The 19,540-nt window shown below is 61.6% G+C and carries 14 protein-coding genes and 1 pseudogene; 5 read left to right on the forward strand and 10 right to left on the reverse strand.

The window, feature by feature from the left end:
- Positions 1-10 precede the first annotated feature (10 nt).
- The gene (gene nqrF / locus PH586_RS08455) at positions 11-1,234 is read right to left on the reverse strand and encodes an NADH:ubiquinone reductase (Na(+)-transporting) subunit F (RefSeq protein WP_271347316.1); all 1,224 of its coding nucleotides are present in this window, start codon (positions 1,232-1,234) and stop codon (positions 11-13) included.
- Positions 1,235-1,842: 608 nt separating this feature from the next.
- Between nqrF and PH586_RS08460 the strand changes: the two genes are divergently transcribed.
- On the forward strand, positions 1,843-2,304 hold the full coding sequence (locus PH586_RS08460; RefSeq protein WP_271347317.1) for a methyltransferase family protein: 462 nt from the start codon (positions 1,843-1,845) through the stop codon (positions 2,302-2,304).
- A gap of 359 nt (positions 2,305-2,663) precedes the next feature.
- Here PH586_RS08460 and PH586_RS08465 read toward each other — a convergent pair whose 3' ends face one another.
- The 9 genes and pseudogenes from PH586_RS08465 to PH586_RS08505 all read right to left on the reverse strand — a co-directional run.
- Positions 2,664-2,837: a hypothetical protein gene (locus tag PH586_RS08465; RefSeq protein WP_271347318.1), complete on the reverse strand. Its 174-nt coding sequence runs from the start codon at positions 2,835-2,837 to the stop codon at positions 2,664-2,666.
- A 316-nt stretch (positions 2,838-3,153) separates the two neighbouring features.
- The gene (gene moaA, locus PH586_RS08470) at positions 3,154-4,146 is read right to left on the reverse strand and encodes a GTP 3',8-cyclase MoaA (protein ID WP_271347319.1); all 993 of its coding nucleotides are present in this window, start codon (positions 4,144-4,146) and stop codon (positions 3,154-3,156) included.
- A gap of 185 nt (positions 4,147-4,331) precedes the next feature.
- Positions 4,332-5,303: a peptidylprolyl isomerase gene (locus tag PH586_RS08475; protein ID WP_271347320.1), complete on the reverse strand. Its 972-nt coding sequence runs from the start codon at positions 5,301-5,303 to the stop codon at positions 4,332-4,334.
- Positions 5,304-5,381: 78 nt separating this feature from the next.
- A complete protein-coding gene (gene narI / locus PH586_RS08480; RefSeq protein WP_271347321.1) occupies positions 5,382-6,194 on the reverse strand; it encodes a respiratory nitrate reductase subunit gamma in 813 nt (270 codons plus the stop codon).
- Positions 6,187-6,942, reverse strand: a complete 756-nt coding sequence (gene narJ / locus PH586_RS08485; RefSeq protein ID WP_271347322.1) for a nitrate reductase molybdenum cofactor assembly chaperone — start codon at positions 6,940-6,942, stop codon at positions 6,187-6,189. Before narJ ends, narI begins: the two co-directional genes overlap by 8 nt.
- Positions 6,943-6,944: 2 nt before the next feature.
- The gene (gene narH, locus PH586_RS08490) at positions 6,945-8,483 is read right to left on the reverse strand and encodes a nitrate reductase subunit beta (protein ID WP_271347323.1); all 1,539 of its coding nucleotides are present in this window, start codon (positions 8,481-8,483) and stop codon (positions 6,945-6,947) included.
- 11 nt (positions 8,484-8,494) lie between these two features.
- Entirely contained in the window at positions 8,495-12,265 is a 3,771-nt protein-coding gene (locus tag PH586_RS08495; protein WP_271347324.1) for a nitrate reductase subunit alpha, read from the reverse strand.
- Positions 12,266-12,335: 70 nt separating this feature from the next.
- Positions 12,336-13,751, reverse strand: a complete 1,416-nt coding sequence (locus PH586_RS08500) for a NarK family nitrate/nitrite MFS transporter (protein ID WP_271347325.1) — start codon at positions 13,749-13,751, stop codon at positions 12,336-12,338.
- Positions 13,732-15,034 (reverse strand): annotated as a pseudogene (locus PH586_RS08505) (MFS transporter); the annotation flags it as partial. The gene PH586_RS08500 and the pseudogene PH586_RS08505, both read right to left, overlap by 20 nt.
- Before the next feature lie 236 nt (positions 15,035-15,270).
- Here PH586_RS08505 and PH586_RS08510 point away from each other — a divergent pair.
- The 4 genes from PH586_RS08510 to PH586_RS08525 all read left to right on the forward strand — a co-directional run bounded on the left by PH586_RS08510 (position 15,271) and on the right by PH586_RS08525 (position 19,438).
- The gene (locus tag PH586_RS08510; RefSeq protein ID WP_271347327.1) at positions 15,271-17,070 is read left to right on the forward strand and encodes a HAMP domain-containing protein; all 1,800 of its coding nucleotides are present in this window, start codon (positions 15,271-15,273) and stop codon (positions 17,068-17,070) included.
- Positions 17,067-17,705, forward strand: coding sequence for a two-component system response regulator NarL (narL, locus tag PH586_RS08515; protein ID WP_271347328.1), 639 nt, complete (start codon positions 17,067-17,069; stop codon positions 17,703-17,705). The genes PH586_RS08510 and narL overlap by 4 nt, the downstream gene beginning before the upstream one ends.
- A gap of 423 nt (positions 17,706-18,128) precedes the next feature.
- A complete protein-coding gene (locus PH586_RS08520; RefSeq protein ID WP_271347329.1) occupies positions 18,129-18,743 on the forward strand; it encodes a hypothetical protein in 615 nt (204 codons plus the stop codon).
- Between the two features lie 116 nt (positions 18,744-18,859).
- Positions 18,860-19,438: a hypothetical protein gene (locus tag PH586_RS08525; RefSeq protein ID WP_271347330.1), complete on the forward strand. Its 579-nt coding sequence runs from the start codon at positions 18,860-18,862 to the stop codon at positions 19,436-19,438.
- The last annotated feature ends 102 nt before the right edge of the window (positions 19,439-19,540 follow it).

A 19,540-nucleotide genomic window follows, 5' to 3' on the forward strand; every position in this document is an offset into this window, starting at 1 on the left:
ATCCGGCACCTCAGGCACCGAAATCGTCGTACCTGATGTTCTCCGGCTCGACCCCCAGCTTGTCGAGCAGGCTGCGCACCGCCCGGATCATCTCCGGCGGTCCGCACAGGTAGTACTCGCACTCTTCGGGGTTGGGATGCCCGGCAAGGTAGCGATCATGCAGCACTTGGTGAATGAAGCCGACATCGCCCTGCCAGTCGCATTCCGGACCCGGCTCGGAGAGCGCCACATACCACTCGAAGTTGTCATGCTCCTGCTGCAGACCTGCAAAGTCTTCGACATAGAACAGCTCGCGGCTGTTCCGGGCGCCGTACCAGAAACTGATCTTGCGCTTTGCCCTGAAGCGCTTGAGCTGATCGAAAATGTGCGCACGCATCGGCGCCATGCCCGCACCGCCTCCGACGAATATCATCTCGCACTGGGTATCGGGGGCGAAGAAGTGCCCATAGGGACCTGCAATCTCGACCTCGTCGCCGGGCATGAGACTGAACAGGTAGGACGACACGCAGCCCGGGGGAACGGAGGCGGGCGCGCCGGCAGGGGGAATGGCGAGCCGCACGATGAGCATCACGATGCCCTGCTCTTGCGAATGATTGGCCAGCGAGTAGGCCCGGGTTTGCGGTTCCTGGCAGTCGACTTCGAGCGCCCACAAACCCAGCCGATCCCATTCATCGTGGATGTCCGGGTCGATATCGAAGTCGCTGAAGCAGGCGTGAAAGGGTGGGCAGGTGACCTGAACGAAGGCGCCGGCTCGAAATTCGATCGACTCCCCCGGTGGCAGCTCTAGAGTCAATTCCTTCATCAGGGTGCCAACGCAACGGCTAGAGCGCACCCGGCAGCGCCATCGTTGCACGCCGTAGACTTCGTCTGCCACCGAGATAGCGAGATCGCCATGGATGGTCAGCTGACAGGCAAGCCGGGTGTCGCTGGCGATTTCACGACGGCTGAGCAAGGAGCTCTCGACGGGAGTGGCCGCGCTGCGGCCTTTGACCACCCGGATCTTGCACTGCCCGCAGGTGCCCCTGCCGCCGCAGGCCGATGGCAGGTGAAGGCCCGCGCGGTCCAACGCGGCCAGCAACTTGACCCCGACGGGAACCTGCACCGAGCGTTTTTCATTGATCCGAACGATGACGCCGCCGGCCGGAATCAGGCGGGAGCGGGCAAGGAGTATGGCCAGCACCAGCGTCATCGCGATCCCGGTAAAGAACGCCACACCCAACACGAATTCAAGCATGCCGACTCGCCTCGCTTTAGCCAATGAGCGATGTGTCAGGCGCTTTTGCTGGTCTCCTTTTTCTGTGCAGCACACTCTCTTGAAAATCGTCGATGGACAGCGCCTTACCTACCCTTGTGATAAGCAAGATGCTGTTAGTGAACATTGCTCCAGATCAAGGAACACCCTGACAGGCCATTGCAGCAGCCTGGAAGGGGCTTGACCATCGCGTCTGCGGCTCAGCCGCCGCAAGCGCCTGAACGGTCGTCGCCTGGGCAACCGCCTGGTCCGTCACAAGCAAGCATCACCGCTGGGCTACTGTCTGCTTGCCCACGGGTGCGCCTGGCCAATAGCCCTCCCCCTCGCCCGGCCAGGTCGCCTGGATAAGCCGTGGTGGGCAAGGTTTGGCGGTGTTCCAGCCGACGCCCACGTGGGCACAGGTAGGCTGGACGACGCGCTGCCTGTTCAGCGATTACGGCGTATTACGCCAGTGGACTTGCGCGACCCGTGCGGTCAAGCCAGGTATTTACGGGCCGCTCAGTTTAGAGTGGCACCTTGGCGCTTAAACCGGGGCTGCCATGCTCGGAGCGCCCTGCCCTGCAGACTGAACGCCATCGTGAGGACAATCCATGCAAGCGCTTGAAAACAAGATTCCACCGCCGCTGGTCGCGACGCTTTTCGCACTGTTTATGTGGGCGCTTGGCTCTGTGCTGCCGGGGCTTGAGCTGAGCGATTCGCTGCGCCTGGCCTGCACGGCGGGCGTGCTGGTGCTTGGTGCTTTGTTTTGTCTGGCTGGCGTGGTGTCTTTCCGCCGGGCCAAGACCACGGTCAATCCGTTGCAACCGCAAACGGCTTCGGCGCTGGTGAGTTCGGGAATCTATCGAGTCTCGCGCAACCCGATGTACCTCGGCTTTGCCCTGTTTCTCGCTGCCTGGGCGGTGTTTCTCGCGGCGCCCTGGGCTCTGCTTGGGGTGCTGGGGTTCATCTTCTATATGAACCGCTGGCAGATCACCCCGGAAGAACGTGCGCTTGAGGCACTGTTCGGCGCTGATTTTGCCCGCTATAAATCCACGGTTCGCCGTTGGTTGTAACCGATACCGGCCGGCCGCAGCCAAGCCGTTGTCCAGGCTGCACCATGGGCCGATCAGCCTGGCCCTGGCATCGAGTTGGAATTGGCAGGCGACATCGCGTCTCCGCCATCGAGGCCGGCGAGCACACCCAGGTGAGCTGAAGTGCTGCAACGCGCAGTTGCAACAGCCGACCGAGCCGGGTGAATTGGAGGTGCAGATCGGCCTGGACTCGCAGCCGTGCAGACGCGGCGCTTGGAGTTGCCGTCGAGGGGGCAATGCAGCGCTGATTCGATGAAATTAGCGGCGGCTCGGGCTGTGGAGTTCGATTCGGCGGTCAACCGCTGGGCAGCGGCTTGGCGCCCCCAGCAAGTTCTAGGCAGTCAGGATGCGGCGTCTTTTTGCCGAGTGGCGGTCACGCCATGGACGACGGCAATCCCGGACAGGCAGAGCACACCGACGCCGATCCACTGCCCCGGTACATCGAGCAGATGAGCGCCAAATGCCAGGCCGACGATGAATATGAGGTAGCCGACGATATATATTCCAAACGACATCACGATCACCCAGATTAAACAGACCTGGCGACTATACCCGCCAAGTCTGGCCTGCTCTGTACGCTAGCGCACGCTGCAATTCGATTACTGGAGTGCACCCCGCTACTGGTCCCGCAGAGCCTGGCTATTAGCAAAAACGTCGAGGCGAAAGCCCCTCCCACATGCGCCCAGTGCTGTGAGTCCGGCGCCCAGTTTGCCGCGTGACTCGTGGCGGCACAGAGCGCGGCGGGCAATGGCAGCAGTCCCGTGCCAGCCATGATTGGCAAAGCGCCAGAAAAAAAGGCCGCTCAGTGCGGCCAAGAGGGAGGGTAAAGCGTTAACCACCGCTGGCATTCATAAAGCGCAGCACTTTGACTTCGCCATCGGCGCTGAATTCGTGGCGCCAGGGTTTGCCTTGCAGGGCCTGCTGCACCGCGTCGATGATCGGTTGATCGTCCAGCGGGTAGCGGCGCACCAGGGCACGCAGGTCAATGGAGTTTTCATGGCCCAGGCACAACAGCAAACGGCCTTCGACGGTCAGGCGCACGCGGTTGCAGGTGCTGCAGAAGTTGTGCGAATTCGGTGAAATGAAGCCGATGCGGGTAGCCGCATGCCCCTGCAGGCGGATATAGCGCGCCGGCCCGCCGCTGTGTTCGGCGCTGTCGACCAGGCTGTAGCGGCTGCCGATCAGGTTGCGCACTTCTTCGCTGGAACAGTACGACTCGCCGCGTGAACGGCCGACGTCGCCCAGGGGCATTTCCTCGATGAAGCTGATATCCAGCTGTTTGGCGATGGCGTAGTCGACCAGGTCGAGCACTTCGTCGAAGTTGCGCCCCTTCATGACCACCGCGTTGAGCTTGATCCGCTCGAAACCGGCATCGCGCGCCGCCTCGATGCCGTCCAGCACCTGGCGCAGGCTGCCGGTACGGGTGATGCCACGAAATTTGCCGGCATCCAGGCTGTCGAGGCTGATGTTCAGGCGCTTGACCCCGGCATCGGCCAGCGGCCTGGCCAGTTTGACCAGTTGCGAGCCGTTGCTGGTCATCACCAGTTCGCGCAGGCCGGGCAAGGCGGCGATGCGCTGGCACAGCTCGACGATGCCGTTGCGTACCAGCGGTTCGCCGCCGGTCAGGCGGATCTTCTTCACCCCCAGGCCGACGAACAGCGCCGCCAGGCGATACAGCTCCTCAATCCCGAGCACCTGCTGGCGTGGCAGGAAGGTCATGTCTTCGGCCATGCAATAGACGCAGCGAAAATCACAGCGGTCGGTAACCGACATGCGCAGGTAATCGATCTGCCGGCCAAAGCCATCTGCCAGTTGGGTAGTCATCGTTCCTCCGATAGCTGGGCAGCGCCACCTGACGCGGAGCGTCAGCAGTTGCATTCCCACGCGGACGATTCGACGCCTCGACGTGGGAACAATCTTCAATCATCGCGGCTAAAGCCCCTCCCACAGGAAGGATGCCGTCTTGGCCGGATGCAATCCTGGGACTCGTATCGGCATCCCGGATTGCATTACTGCAGCAGCGGTGAATCGGCACCCTGCAACTGGATGCCGACGATATCCGCCGCGCCAATCAGGGTTTGCAGGTACTGCGCCACGCCCTTCTGCCATACGCCTTGTTGCAGCAGCGTGCGGATGGAGTCGGCGACCACCTCGTAGGGCAATTGCTTGCCTTCGATGCGCTGGTCGACGCTGACCACATGCCAGCCGTAGCGACTTTCCAGCGGTTGGCCGGCCAGCCCGGCAGGCAGCTTGAACAGTTGCCGCTCGAACTCGGGCACGGTCTGGCCTTTGCTCAGTTGGCCCAACGCGCCGGCCTGGGCCTTGGAGGGACAGGCCGAGTGGGCCTGGGCCAATTCGGCGAAGCGCCCGCCATCGACGCGCAACAGCTCGAGCAGTTGCTCGGCTTTCTCGCGGACCAGGCTGCGCGCCTCGGCATCGTCCGGGGCACACTCGAGGAGGATATGCCGCGCCGCCAGCAAGGGCGCGGTGACGTAGCGCGCCCGGTTGCTCTGGTAATAATGCTGGCAGCTTTGCTCGTCGCACTCTGGCAGCGCCACTTCGCGCTCGATCAGCTGGCGGGTGGCGGCCTCCTCCGCGCTTTCGCCCGCTTCGGCCTGCACCAGCAAGCCCAGCTCGACGATGCGCTGCTGCAGCAGCTGACGAATCACCAGCGCCTGGGCGGCCAGAAACACCGCCTCCTCGCGACTGTCCGCCGGGTGATATTGCAGCTCCTGGGCCATGGCGTCGGGCGCGATGGTCACGCCGTTGACCGTAATCCGTGGCCATTCCTGCTCACTGCTGGCGATCAGCGTGGGGGCTGGCTCGACCTGCTCGGCGAGGGCCTCAGGCTCATCGGCCGAGGGCCGCGCCGGGGGGGTTACCTCTTGTACGCCGGGGGTATCGATCATCAGATCGACGGGCGGCTTTTGTCCGCCGCACCCGCCCTGCCCTGCATTGCCACCACCACATCCGCATCCCATGAGAAATTCCTCGTTAGCACTTAGAAAATTTGCTGTGTGGTGGGCCAGAACGAATCACCGTCCGGCCCACCCCAGGCGCTAGAGTTCCTTGGCCTTGACGGCGCCAAAGGCATAACCAGGCTTCGGCGCTTGCACCGGTATCTCGTGGGCAGGCTGGGCCAGCGGACGTCCCTGCGGCCGTTGCGCGACCGGGTGCACGGCCTTCTGCCGGACGATCTGGTAGCGGCGTCCCAGGTACCACACCGGCGCACTGATGATGTGCACCAGACGGGTGAAGGGGAACAGCACGAACAGGGTCAGGCCGAGGAATACGTGCAGCTTGTAGACCAGGCCCACCGGCGCGATGGCCGCAGCGGCTGCCATCGGTTGCAGGGTCACGGTGTATTGCGCCCAGTTGGCCAGCATGACCATTACCGAGCCGTCCATGTGGCTGGTCGAGGCGAGGATGGTCAGCAGGCCCAGGACCAGTTGCACCAGCAGCACCACCAGCACCAGCATGTCCGAGGTGCTGGAACTGGCCCGCACCCGCTGATCGCCGAGGCGACGCTTGAGCAGCATGACCAGGCCGATCAGGCAGAGGATGCCGAAGAAGCCGCCGGAAAGCATGGCCAGCAGTTGCTTGTTCTCGGTGCTGATGACCGTGTGGTAGAGCGCTGCGGGCATCAACAGGCCGACGAAGTGACCGGCCAGGACGAACAGCACGCCGACGTGGAACAGGTTGCTGGCGATGCGCATATAGCGTTGCTCAGCCGCCGAGCGGGCGAATATCTGGCTCGAACCTGCCTTCCAGCTGTATTGCGACAGGTCGAAACGCGCCCAGCTGCCAATGATGCAGATGGCCAGGGCGATATAGGGGTACACCCCGAACGCCAGCAGATTGATGTTAGACATTGCGCACCTCCTGGGTCAGCTCGGTGGCCAACCCATCCTGATTGAAATCCACCCAGTGCAACGGCACCGCCGACTCTTCACGGGCCTTGCCCGGCAAAGTGGTCTGGCTCGGGCAGCGGTCTTGTTGCTCGGCCTGGAGAAAGTCCACGGCCTCCTCCTCCCAGATCTTGTCGAGGGCTTCGAGCGAGTCGTCGCGGACCTCGGCGGCGACCTGCTCGCGCACCTCGGCCATGGCCTCCTGCGGCTCGACCCCGGCAATCTGCAGCAACGCGCGGAAGCAGCTGGCATAAGCGCTTTCACGCTCGTCCAGACGGGTGGCCAACAACGCCAGCAGATGCGCGACATCGGCCAGGCCCTCGCGGGCCTCCAGGTCTTCGCGGGTGGAGAGAAACTCCAGGTACAGCGGGATGTAATCCGGCAGTTCCTTGATGCCGATGGCGAAACCGGCTTCCTCGTACTGCGCCATCATGTCGACCATGGCCTGACCACGGTCACGCGATTCGCCATGCACGTGTTCGAACAGCAGCAGCGACAGCGAGCGACCCCGGCCGAACAGCGCGCCGTAGTGCTCCTGGCCATCCATCAGGTCGTGGTCGCAGATCAGTGCCAGCAGCTCGTGCAGCGCGCCGCGTTGCGCCGGGCTGATCTCGCGAGTGGCTTCGATGGCCAGGGCCAACTCGGCCCGGCCCTCCAGCAACTGCTCGGTCGGGTAATCCAGCAGCAGTGAAATCACCTTGAGAATTTGCATGCTCAGTCCTCCCACAACTGGACGGTTTTGAGGATGTCGCGCTTGTTGGCCTTCTTCGCCCCGAACATGTTGGTGTCGGAGGAGCCACTGCAACCGCTGCCGAAGCTGAAGCCACAACCGGAACGCTCGGCGAAGGCATCGCTGGTCGCCTCCTCGCGGTGCGCACTGGGGATGACGAAGCGGTCTTCGTAGTTGGCGATGGCCAGGTAGCGGTACATGTCTTCGACTTGCGCCACGGTCAGGCCGACATCGGCCAGCACCTGCAGGTCCTGCACGCCGTCGACTTGCTCGGAACGCTTGTAGGCCCGCATGGCCAGCAGCCGCTTGAGCGCCAGCTTGACCGGAATGACGTCGCCGGCGGTGAGCAGGTTGGCCAGGTAACGCAGCGGGATGCGCAGGCTGTCGACATCCGGGATCACCCCGTTCATGCCTACTGTGCCGGCGGTCGCGGCGTTCTGGATCGGCGACAGCGGCGGCACGTACCAGACCATCGGCAGGGTGCGGTATTCCGGGTGCAGTGGCAGGGCCAGCTTCCAGTCCACCGCCAGTTTGTACACCGGGGATTTCTGCGCGGCGTCGATCACCGACATCGGTACGCCGTCGGCCAGGGCCTGGGCGATGACTTTCGGGTCATTCGGGTCGAGGAAAATCTCCAGTTGCTTCTTGTACAGGTCCTGCTCGTTCGGTGTGCTGGCCACTTCGTGGATGCGGTCGGCGTCGTACAGCAGCACGCCGAGGTAGCGGATGCGGCCCACGCAGGTTTCCGAGCAGACGGTCGGCATGCCGGCCTCGATGCGCGGGTAGCAGAAGATGCACTTCTCGGATTTGCCGCTCTTCCAGTTGAAGTAGATCTTCTTGTACGGGCAGCCGCTGATGCACATGCGCCAGCCGCGGCACTTTTCCTGGTCGATGAGGACGATGCCGTCTTCTTCGCGCTTGTAGATCGCCCCGCTCGGGCAGGAGGCCGCGCAGGTCGGGTTGAGGCAGTGCTCGCACAGACGCGGCAGGTACATCATGAAAGTATTTTCATACTCGCCATAGATGTCGGCCTGGATCTGGTCGAAGTTCTTGTCCTTGCGTCGCTTGGCGAACTCGGTGCCGAGAATCTCTTCCCAGTTCGGGCCCCACTCGATCTTCTGCATGCGCTTGCCGGTGATCACCGAGCGCGGTCGGGCGGTCGGCTGGTGCTCGCCCAGGGGCGCGGTGTGCAGGTGCTGGTAGTCGAAATCGAACGGCTCGTAGTAGTCGTCGATGGTCGGCAGGTCCGGGTTGGCGAAGATGTTCGCCAGCACGCGGAACTTGCCGCCGATCTTCGGGTTGATCGAGCCGTCCTTGTTACGGATCCAGCCGCCGCGCCATTTGTCCTGGTTTTCCCACTCCTTGGGGTAGCCGATCCCAGGCTTGGTCTCGACGTTGTTGAACCAGGCGTATTCCATGCCTTCGCGGCTGGTCCAGACGTTCTTGCAGGTGATCGAACAGGTGTGGCAACCGATGCACTTGTCCAGGTTCAACACCATGCCAACTTGTGAGCGAATCTTCATGGCATCAATCCTCAGATGTCTTGTGGCAGGGCTTGTGGCAGGGCTTCGTCGTCTGTGCCGTCAAGCCAGTCGACCTTGTCCATCTTGCGCACCACGACGAACTCGTCGCGGTTGCAACCGACCGTGCCGTAATAGTTGAAACCGTAGGCCTGCTGGGCGTAGCCACCGATCATGTGGGTGGGCTTGAGCACCACGCGGGTCACCGAGTTGTGGTGGCCGCCGCGGGTCTTGGTGGTTTCCGAACCCGGCACGTTCACGATGCGTTCCTGGGCGTGGTACATCATCACCATGCCGTCCTTGACCCGCTGGCTGACCACCGCCCGGGCGGTCAGCGCGCCGTTGGCGTTGAAGCACTCGACCCAGTCGTTGTCCTCGATACCGGCGCGCTTGGCGTCGGTTTCCGAGAGCCAGATGATCGGCCCGCCACGGCTCAGGGTGAGCATGATCAGGTTGTCGCTGTAGGTGCTGTGGATGCCCCACTTCTGGTGCGGGGTGATCCAGTTGAGGACGATCTCGGTATTGCCGTTGGGCCGCTTGCCTTTGACGTAGTCGATGGTGCGGGTGTTGATCGGCGGCCGGTAGCTCATCATTTGCTCGCCAAACGCCTGCATCCACGGGTGATCCTGGTAGAACTGCTGGCGGCCGGTGATGGTGCGCCATGGGATGAACTCGTGGACGTTGGTGTAGCCGGCGTTGTAGCTGACCTTCTCGTCTTCCAGGCCTGACCAGGTCGGGCTGGAGATGATCTTGCGCGGCTGCGCCTGGATGTCGCGGAAGCGAATCGCCTCGTGCGCCTTGCTGATCGCCAGGTGGCTGTGATCCAGGCCGGTGAACTCGGACAACGCCGCCCAGGCCTTGAGTGCCACGTGGCCGTTGGTTTCCGGGGCCAGGGTGAGGATCACCTCGCAGGCATCGATGGCCGACTCGATCTGTGGCCGGCCCTGGCTGACGCCTTCGGCACGCACCTTGTGGTTGAGTTCGCCGAGGAACTCGACCTCATGCTCGGTGTTCCAGTTGATGCCCTTGCCGCCATTGCCCAACTTGTCGAGCAACGGCCCGAGGGAGCTGAACTTCTTGTAGACGTTCGGGTAGTCGCGCTCGACCACGGTCATGTTCGGGCAGTTCTTGCCCGGCACCGGGGCTTCGCCGGCGGTTTTCCAGTCGATGCCGCCGAACGGCTGGGCCAGTTCGCCGGGGCTGTCGTGCATCATCGGTACGGTGACCAGATCCTGCTCGACACCGAGTTGGCCGACCGACATCTCCGAGAAGGCCTTGGCGATACCCTTGTAGATTTCCCAGTCGGAACGCGATTCCCAGGCCGGATCGATGGCCGCGGACAACGGGTGGATGAAGGGGTGCATGTCCGAGGTGTTCATGTCGTCCTTCTCGTACCAGGTCGCCGTCGGCAACACGATGTCCGAGTAGACGCAGGTGCTGGACATGCGGAAGTCCAGGGTGGTGACCAGATCGAGCTTGCCGATCGCGCCTTCGTCCTGCCACTCGACGTCGTTCGGCTTGAAGCCGCCGCGCTTGCCGAGGTCTTCGTTCATCACGCCGTTCTTGGTGCCCAACAGGTACTTGAGCATGTACTCGTGGCCTTTGCCCGAGCTGCCCAGCAAATTGGAACGCCAGATGAACATGTTGCGCGGGAAGTTGGCCGGGTTGTCCGGCTGCTCGCAGGCAAAGCGCAGCGAGTCGTCCTGCAGCGACTTGAGTACGTAATCCACCGGCGACATGCCGGCCGCCTTGGCGTCACGGGTGATCTGCAGCGGGTTGCGGTTCATCTGCGGCGCGCTCGGCAACCAGCCGGCGCGTTCGGCGCGGATGTTGTAGTCCAGCGCGTGCTCGGGGAACTGCGACTTGTCGGCCAGCGGCGAGAGCACTTCGTGCATGCTCATCTTCTCGTGGCGCCACTGCGAACTGTGGGCATAGAAGAAGCTGGTGCCGTTCATCTGCCGTGGCGGACGGCTCCAGTCCAGGCCGAAGGCCAGCGGCAGCCAGCCGCACTGCGGACGCAGTTTTTCCTGGCCGACGTAGTGGGCCCAGCCGCCACCGGTTTGGCCGACGCAACCGCACATCATCAACATGTTGATGAGGCCACGGTAGTTCATGTCCATGTGGTACCAGTGGTTCATCGCCGCACCGACGATGATCATCGAGCGGCCCTTGGTCTTGTCGGCGTTGTCGGCGAACTCGCGGGCGATCTGGATCGCCTTCTCACGGCTGACGCCGGTGATCAGTTCCTGCCAAGCCGGGGTGCCCGGTACGCTGGCGTCGTCGTAATCCTTGGCGACGTTGCCGCCACCCAGGCCGCGGTCGATCGCCAGGTTGGCCGCCGACAGGTCGAACACGGTGGCGACCTTGGCTTGAGTGCCGTCGGCCAGGGTGATGCTGCGTACCGGTACGCGGCGCAGTTGCACGGCTTCACCGGCGACATGCTGGAAGTGCTCGTGGGTCTGGCCGCCGAAGTACGGGAAGGCCACTTCGGCGATCTCTTCGCCGATCAGGCTCAGTTGCAGCTTGACCTCACGGCCGTCGCTGCCTTCGCGGGCCTCGATGTTCCACTTGCCCTTCTCGCCCCAACGGTAGCCGATCGAACCCTGCGGCGAGACCAGCTGATTGGTTTCGCTGTCCAGAGCGATGGTTTTCCACTCGGGGTTGTTGTCCTGGCCGAGGTTGTCGGCCAGGTCGGCGGCGCGCAGGAAGCGGTCCGGCTGGTAGCCGTTCAGCTCAGGCGTGGCGCCGACGTGATCCTTGAGCAGTACCAGCACCGGGAAGTCGGTGTAGCGGCGCACGTAGTCGGTGAAGTAGGCGCTCGGCTTGTCGAGGTGGAATTCCTTGAAGATAACGTGGTTGAACGCCTGGGCCAGGGCCGCATCGGTGCCCTGCTTGGGGTTCAGCCAGAGGTCGGTCAGTTTGGCCACCTCGGAGTAGTCCGGGGTGATGGACACGGTCTTGGTGCCCTTGTAGCGCACCTCGGTGAAGAAGTGGGCGTCCGGGGTGCGCGTCTGCGGCACGTTTGAGCCCCAGGCGATGATGTAGTTGGAGTTGTACCAGTCGGCCGATTCCGGCACGTCGGTTTGCTCGCCCCACACCTGCGGCGACGACGGCGGCAGGTCGCAGTACCAGTCGTAGAAGCTCAGGCACACCCCGCCGATCAGCGACAGATAGCGGCTGCCGGCGGCGTAGCTGACCATCGACATGGCCGGGATCGGCGAGAAGCCGACCACGCGGTCCGGGCCGTGTTCCTTGACGGTGTAGACGTTGGCCGCGGCGATGATCTCGTTGACTTCGTTCCAGCTCGAGCGGATGAAACCGCCCATGCCGCGCTTGCTCTTGTAGGACTCGGCCTTGACCGGGTCTTCGACAATGCTCGCCCAGGCGTCTACCGGGCCCAGACTGGCCCGCGCTTCGCGCCAGAGTTTCAGCAGCGGCTTGCGCACCTTGGGGTACTTCAGGCGGTTGGCGCTGTAGATGTACCAGCTGTAGCTGGCGCCACGCGGGCAGCCGCGCGGCTCGTGGTTGGGCAGGTCGTTGCGGGTACGCGGGTAATCGGTCTGCTGGGTTTCCCAGGTGATCAGGCCGTTCTTCACGTAGATCTTCCAGGAGCACGAACCGGTGCAGTTCACCCCGTGGGTGGAGCGCACGATCTTGTCGTACTGCCAGCGCGAACGGTAGACGTTCTCCCAATCGCGGGACTCGATACGGGTTTCGCCATGACCATCGGCAAATTCACCCTGCTTACGGTTGAAGAAACGCAATTGGTCGAGTAGATGACTCATCTGTTTAATTCCTCTCAGGCTTGCCGCGGGATCTGCGTCCCGCGCACGCAATGATTCGATTCGTTACCGCTTAGCAGGAGATTTCCGCGCCTTTGCGCGAGTACCACCACCAGGTCACCCCAATGCAGCTGATGTAGAAGCCGATGAACACGTACAGGGCCATTTGCGGGCCGCCTGTCAGCGCCATCGAGGTGCCGAAGGACTTGGGAATGAAGAAGGCGCCATAGGCCGCCACCGCCGAACTGAAGCCCAGCACCGCGGCCGCTTCCTTGCCGGCACTCTTGATCGCCAGCGCCTTGAGCGCATCCGATTGGCCGGCGCTGCTGCGTTCATGCAGGGTGCGGAAGATCACCGGAATCATGCGGAAGGTGGAACCGTTGCCGATGCCAGTGGTGACGAACAGCAACATGAACATGGCCAGGAAGCCGTAGAAGTTGCCCTCGGTGCCGGCTACCGGGATGAAGGCGAGCACGCCGAACACCGCCGCGATCATCAGCACGAAGTTCCACAGGGTGACCCGCGCACCGCCCAGCTTGTCAGCCAGCCAGCCACCCAGCGGGCGCACCAGGGCGCCGACCAACGGGCCGAGGAAGGCGAACTGCAGTGGGTCGACGCCAGGGAACTGGGTCTTGATCAGCAGTGGGAAGCCGGCGGCGAAGCCGATGAAGGAGCCGAAGGTGGCCAGGTACAGCCAGCACATCAACCAGTTGTGCTTGCGGCTGAAGATCACCGACTGCTCTTTGAAGGACGCCTTGGCGCTGGACAGGTCGTTCATGCCGAACCAGGCCGCCACGGCCACCGCGGCAATGAACGGCACCCAGATGAAGCCGGCGTTCTGCAGCCACAACTGGCTACCGTCGCCCAGTTCCTGGGCTTGCCCACCGACCGCACCGAACAGGCCGGCACCGATCACCAGCGGCACGCTGAACTGCATCACCGAGACGCCGAGGTTGCCCAGGCCGGCATTCAGGCCGAGTGCGGTGCCCTGCTGCGACTTGGGATAGAAGAAGCTGATATTGGCCATGCTCGAGGCGAAGTTGCCGCCGCCGAAACCGCACAGCAGCGCGATGATCACGAACACGCTGTAGGTGGTGCTCTGATCCTGCACGGCGTAGCCCATCCAGATCGCCGGGATCAACAGCGAGGCGGTGCTCAGGGCGGTCCACCTGCGGCCACCGAAGATCGGCACCATGAACGAGTAGAAGATGCGGAAGGTCGCACCGGACAGGCCCGGCAGCGCCGCCAGCCAGAACAACTGGTCATTGCTGAAGCTGAAGCCGATGCTGTTCAGGCGCACGGTCACCGCGCTCCAGACCATCCACACGGAGAAGGCCAGGAGCAGCGCGGGGATCGAGATCCACAGGTTGCGGGTGGCGATCTGCTTGCCGACGCTGCCCCAGAAATGCGGATCTTCGGGGCGCCAGTCGTGAATCACCGGGCCCTGGGCAGGCTGTCCGGATATCGGGGGATTCTTGGTTACGGACATGCTCATTCTCCTTCAAGCGGCAGGAAAGCAGGAGCCATGGCCTCTTCGGAGACCAGACCCAGAACGGGAGTTTTGCGAACTTCGCTGAAGTACATCCAGATCAGGGAGACCCAGACCACGCCGTACATCAGCATGAAACAGGAGGAACGCACGCCGGTCAGGTCGACCAGGGCGCCGAACAGGATCGGCAGGATGAAGCCGCCGAGGCCGCCGGCCAGGCCGACGACGCCGGAGATGGCACCCATGTTGTGCGGGTAGTCATCGGAGATGTACTTGAACACCGAGGCTTTGCCGAAGGCGAAGGCGATACCGACGACGAACAGCAGCGCGGTGAAGGCCCAGGCATTGAGGCCGATGCTGTAGTTCTGCGGGCCGTTGACGGTTTGCACAATCAGCTCGGTCTGCGGATAGGACAGCAGGAACAGGCACACCCAGCTCACCCACATCACCCACCAGGTGACGCTCTGCGCGCCCCACTTGTCCGACATCCAGCCGCCCATGGCGCGCAGCACGCCGCCCGGCAGGGAGAAACAGGCAGCCAACAAGGCGGCGCTTTGCAGGTTGAAGCCGTATTCCTCGACGTAGTACTTGGTCATCCACAAGGCCAGGGCCACATAGCCGCCGAAGACGATCGAGTAGTACTGGCAGTAGCGCATCACCTTGGGGTCTTGCAGGGCGCGCAGCTGATCGGCCAGGGACACGTTGCTCTTTACGTTATGGCCCTTGTTCTCGTAGGTGCAGAACCAGAACAGCAGCGCGGTGATGAACATGATCGCCGAGTAGACCTTGGGCACCATCTGCCAGCTCGCCGCAGCGATGATCGCCGGCGCAACGAACTTGGTCAGCGCGGCGCCGGCGTTACCGGCACCGAAGATGCCCATGGCGAAGCCCTGGTTCTGCCGCTCGAACCACTTGGCGACATAGGCGATGCCGACCGAGAACGAGCCGCCGGCGAGACCGACGAACAGGCCCAGCACCAGGAAGTGCCAGTACTCGGTGGCCATGCTGATCATGTAGATCGGCAGCACACAGACCAGCATCAGCAGGAAGAACACGATGCGCCCGCCGAATCTGTCGGTGAGCATGCCCAGTGGCAGGCGCACCAAGGACCCGGTGAGCACCGGCGTGGCGGCCAGCAGGCCGAACTGGGTATCGTTGAGCTGCAGTAACTCCTTGATCGGAACGCCGAGTACGGCGAACATCATCCAGACCATGAAGCAGATAGTGAACGCCAGGGTACTCATACCCAGAACCAGGCCCTGTTGTCGTCTTAACGTTGCCATAGCGAACCCCCTAATTCCCGAACCATGGGCGGCACACTAGAGAGGCCGGGGGGCGGCGCAATTGACTTGAGTCAATTAATTCTGAGCTGCCTGGGCCTACCCTGTGCGCGCCTACCTCTTAAGGGGTAGACCGATAATTCACATAAAATCCTTTTAAAATCATATAGTTATATAAAGTTGAAATGCTTGCCCGCACGCCTGCAGGCAGGCCGAGTTCTTTAGAGGTAGTCAGTGCGATGTTGAGATGGATGCGCAGTTCAGTGCCGGTCAGAGCCGGTTTGGCGGTGACCCTGATCGCCGTGCTGGCGCTCGGCAGCTCCATCAGCGCCGGGCTGATCGCCTGGTTCAGCGAGGACGATGCGGCGGCGATCAATACTGCCGGCTCCCTGCGCATGGCCACCTACCGACTGAACTGGCAACTCGAAGCCGGCGCGCCCCCGGAGAGCATCGCCGGGCTGCGCGATGACCTGCAGCAGCGCCTGGACGGCAGCCTGCAACAGCGCATCAGCGCCAGCCCGGACGATCCGCTGTACAACGCCTACCGTGATATCCATGCGCTCTGGCAGGAACAACTGCGTCCGGCCCTGGATCGTGGCGACAAGGTCGCTTTCCAGCAGCACACCGAGAGCTTCGTCGCCCAGCTGGAGCATTTCGTCATGCTCCTGCAGAAACAGAGCGAACGCCGCCAGGGCTGGCAACAGAGCATTCAGGGCGCCGCCCTGTTGATTACCGTGATCATCCTGCTGGTGGGCATGTACGAACTGCAGCTGAATGTGATCAGCCCCTTGCAGGAACTGGTCAAGGCGGCCGAGCGCTTTCGCAACGGCGATCACGGCGCGCGGGTCGAGTTCCGCTCGGATGACGAACTGGGACAGATGGCCGAGAGCTTCAATGCCATGGCCGAGACCATCGAGGAATCGCACCGCACCCTGGAAAGCCGGGTGGCGCAGAAGACCCAGACCCTGGCGCAGACCAATGCCGCCCTCGAGCTGCTCTACCAGAGCAGCCGCAGCCTGGCCACCCGCCAGGCCAATGCCGAACGCCTCGACGAGCTGATCAGCCGCTTCCAGCAACGCCTGCCGGGCCTGCGCCTGACCCTGTGCCTGGAAGACAACCTCCAGGCTCCCGCCGAGCACCTGCTGGCCCTGCATGGCAGCGAGACCCGCGAAGTCTGCGCGCGCATCAATTGCGACACCTGCGAGCGCAAGAACAACCCCGACCAGGCCACCTTCATCATCAGCAACCAGGGCAATGACCTGGGCGAACTGAAAGCCTACTTCCGCGACGGGCACAAGCCGCAGGCCTGGGAAACCGCACTGATCCAGGCCCTGGCCAACCAGGTCGGCACGGCGCTGTCGCTCAAGCGCCAGCGCGAGCAGGAACATCGCCTGCTGCTGCTCGACGAGCGCACCACCATTGCCCGCGAGCTGCATGACTCGCTGGCCCAGGCGCTGTCCTACATGAAGCTGCAAGTCAGCCGCCTGCAGACCCTGATCCGCCGCGGGGAGAGCGCACAAACCCTGGAAACCGTCAGTGACGAACTGCGCGACGGCTTGAACACCGCTTACCGGCAACTGCGCGAACTGTTGACCACCTTCCGCCTGCAGATCCAGGACGGCGGCCTCGACCAGGAGCTCAAGGACACGGTGCAGGAGTTTGCCAAGCGCGGCGACTTCAGCGCCGACCTGCAGATCGACCGCCTGGCCTTTCAGCTCTCGGCCAGCGAGCAGATTCATGTGTTGCAGATTGCCCGCGAGGCGCTGTCCAACTGCGCCCGGCATGCCCAGGCGAAACACGCCTGGCTGCGCCTGCGCCAGGTCGGCGAACAGGTCGAACTATCGGTCGAAGACGACGGCTGCGGCCTGGTTCCCGGCTTTGACCCGCGCCAGCACCACGGCCTGACCATCATGCAGGAGCGTGCGCGCAGCCTGCATGGCCAACTCGACATCGAACCCCGCACGCCCCAGGGCACTCGTATCCATTTGCAGTTCCGCCCCGAGTTCCTCGGGCGTCACGAAGAAGGTAGCGCCGCATGAACCCGCCGATCCGCCACAGCATCCTGCTTGTCGATGACCACCCGATGATGCGCCGCGGCATGCGCCAGCTGCTCGAACTCGAAGCGGACCTGGAGGTCATCGGCGAGGCCGGGCATGGCCAGGAAGCCCTGGAAATGGTCGGCCAGCTCCAGCCTGAGCTGATCCTGCTGGACAACAACATGCCGCAGATGAACGGCCTGGAAACCCTGCGTCGCCTGCGCGAGATGCAGTACCACGGCAAGGTGCTGATCTTCACCGTGTCCGATTCCGAAGACGACATCCGCGATGCCATGCGCCTGGATGCCGATGGCTATCTGCTCAAGGACATGGAGCCGGAGTTGCTGATCCAGTCGATTCGCGATGCCCTGCAAGGCAGCCTGGTGGTCAGCCCCACCCTGACCCGAATCCTCGCCCAGGCGCTGCGCACGCCGCAAGCCAGCGCGCAAGCCGACCTGACCGAGCGCGAACGTCAGGTGCTGAAGACCATCGCCGCCGGCCACAGCAACAAGGTCATCGGCCACAAGCTCGGCATCACCGAGGGCACGGTCAAGGTCCATGTGAAAAACCTGCTGCACAAACTCGGCCTGCGCTCGCGGGTCGAGGCGGCGGTCTGGGCGATGGAACATTTGCGGTAGGGATTGCATAGGTGGTTGGAGCAGCCTTGTCTGCTCTCTTTACAACGTGGAGGCCTGCCCCCTCCTCTACTCGCTTCTGACAATCACGCACCTGCCGCCGGTGCAAGCCATGCAATCCTGCAACACAGATCCGGCACATAGCCGATCCCAAAGCCCGCAGCCAAACCTACGCACTCAGCGTAGAGCGGAAAACCGCAACGCGGTTTCCAGCATGGGCACGCGCGGTCAAAGATCTGCCACCCTTTTGCCACTTTGGCGGTGACTGCTGCGCTAAAAACCGATATAACAACCCTCAATTCAGTCTCGATCCAGGTGAACCTGGCCGAGCAACCGAGGCTTTCCGGCCTTGGTGCATAACTCCCTTTTTTGATCACTCATCCGCTGCAAAGCCCAGGCTAGAGCGCCCGCCAGAAAGGACAAGGAATGTTAGCCACCACGCCCGTAAAAGCGTTATCACACCAATTGGTGTCTATTTATCGTTATAAGCAACCATTTCCGGCAAACACATTGAAAATCCTAAAAGAACTTAAAGCAAAAATACTCCAATTGAAATTTAGCCACTTTGAAAGAGCTGCAATACTGACATCTCTTATAGCATCTGCCATCTCACTGGTAGCTATTGCTCAACCAGCATTTATAAAAATAACAAAAGGAAATTACGCAAAACTAAACGCATCCACACTCAACAGTACTACAGAGAAATTTTCATTAGCCATATTGAACGACGGCAATTCATCGGCAGCAGTGAAAAGCATTAAGCTTCAATCTTACCTAGATGGCGAGTTGGTAGTTGAGAGCATCCTACCATTACGCAATGAGGAAGCGGTTATAGAACCCGGAAAAACTATCGTAATATCGTCTAAAACATCAAAACTAAACAGCATCGTCGCAGCCAACAGTGAAAACCCTGAAGCAGGCTCAACTATAACCAAGTTCGTAACAACAGAATGCCTTGCCATAGTTAATTACGTAATACCAAGCAAAAAATCCGAAACCTATGAACACAAATTCACCTGCTATGCATTCACTTTTCTTTAGCCTTGCGTACCTTACTTATAACAATGCGCTCAAATCGCTCACTTCGTTCGCTGGGACGGGCTAAAGCCCGCCCCTTAGCTTAATCGTTGTGCACCTAGAGAGAGGTCCAAAGCTCCATGCTGAAACACATAATTACTCTCGCAACTTTAGCCTTGCTTACTGTTGGCGTTTATCTCTTTAAATTCGGGCTGCCAGTAACCCCCAGCGACTATGCCAACCTAGGGTCTTTTTCTGGAGGAACCTTTGTTGCTTTAGCAACGGTGTATGGAGTGCTGTATGCAATTTGGCACAACATCTCAAGTAAAAAAGAGAACGAAAGTTCTCTTATAGACGCACATCTTAATTTAATGAAAACCTATAAAACCGCTCATACGGGCGGGTATAGCGGAGACGGTTACGCATTTCTTAATTGGCTATGGCCACATACAGTGAACCAACTCACCGCTCCTCCGACCCGTGAAGCAGTAATCGCAAACTCAAATTTAAAAGAAATGGCACAGTGGCTCCGCAGCGTCAAAAAGTGTGGAAATTCAAGAGCCACAGAGCTCGTCCAAGTAATGTCGCCAATCGAAGTAAAGTTGGCACAGCTATATCTCACCATATCGGAGCTACCAAAGTCATATAGAGCTCCCATCAGTAAAAAGATCGCTGACATTGAGTTAAATGACAAAGAAAAAGCCTTGCTCTCACTCTGAAGTACGGCGCACAACAATGCGCTCAACACCGTTCGCTCCGCTCACTGGACTCGCAAAAGCTGCGCTTTTGCTCGCCTGTTAGCTTAATCGTTATGCAATAGA

The organism is Pseudomonas aestuarii, from assembly GCF_027988105.1.
GTDB lineage: Bacteria > Pseudomonadota > Gammaproteobacteria > Pseudomonadales > Pseudomonadaceae > Aquipseudomonas > Aquipseudomonas aestuarii.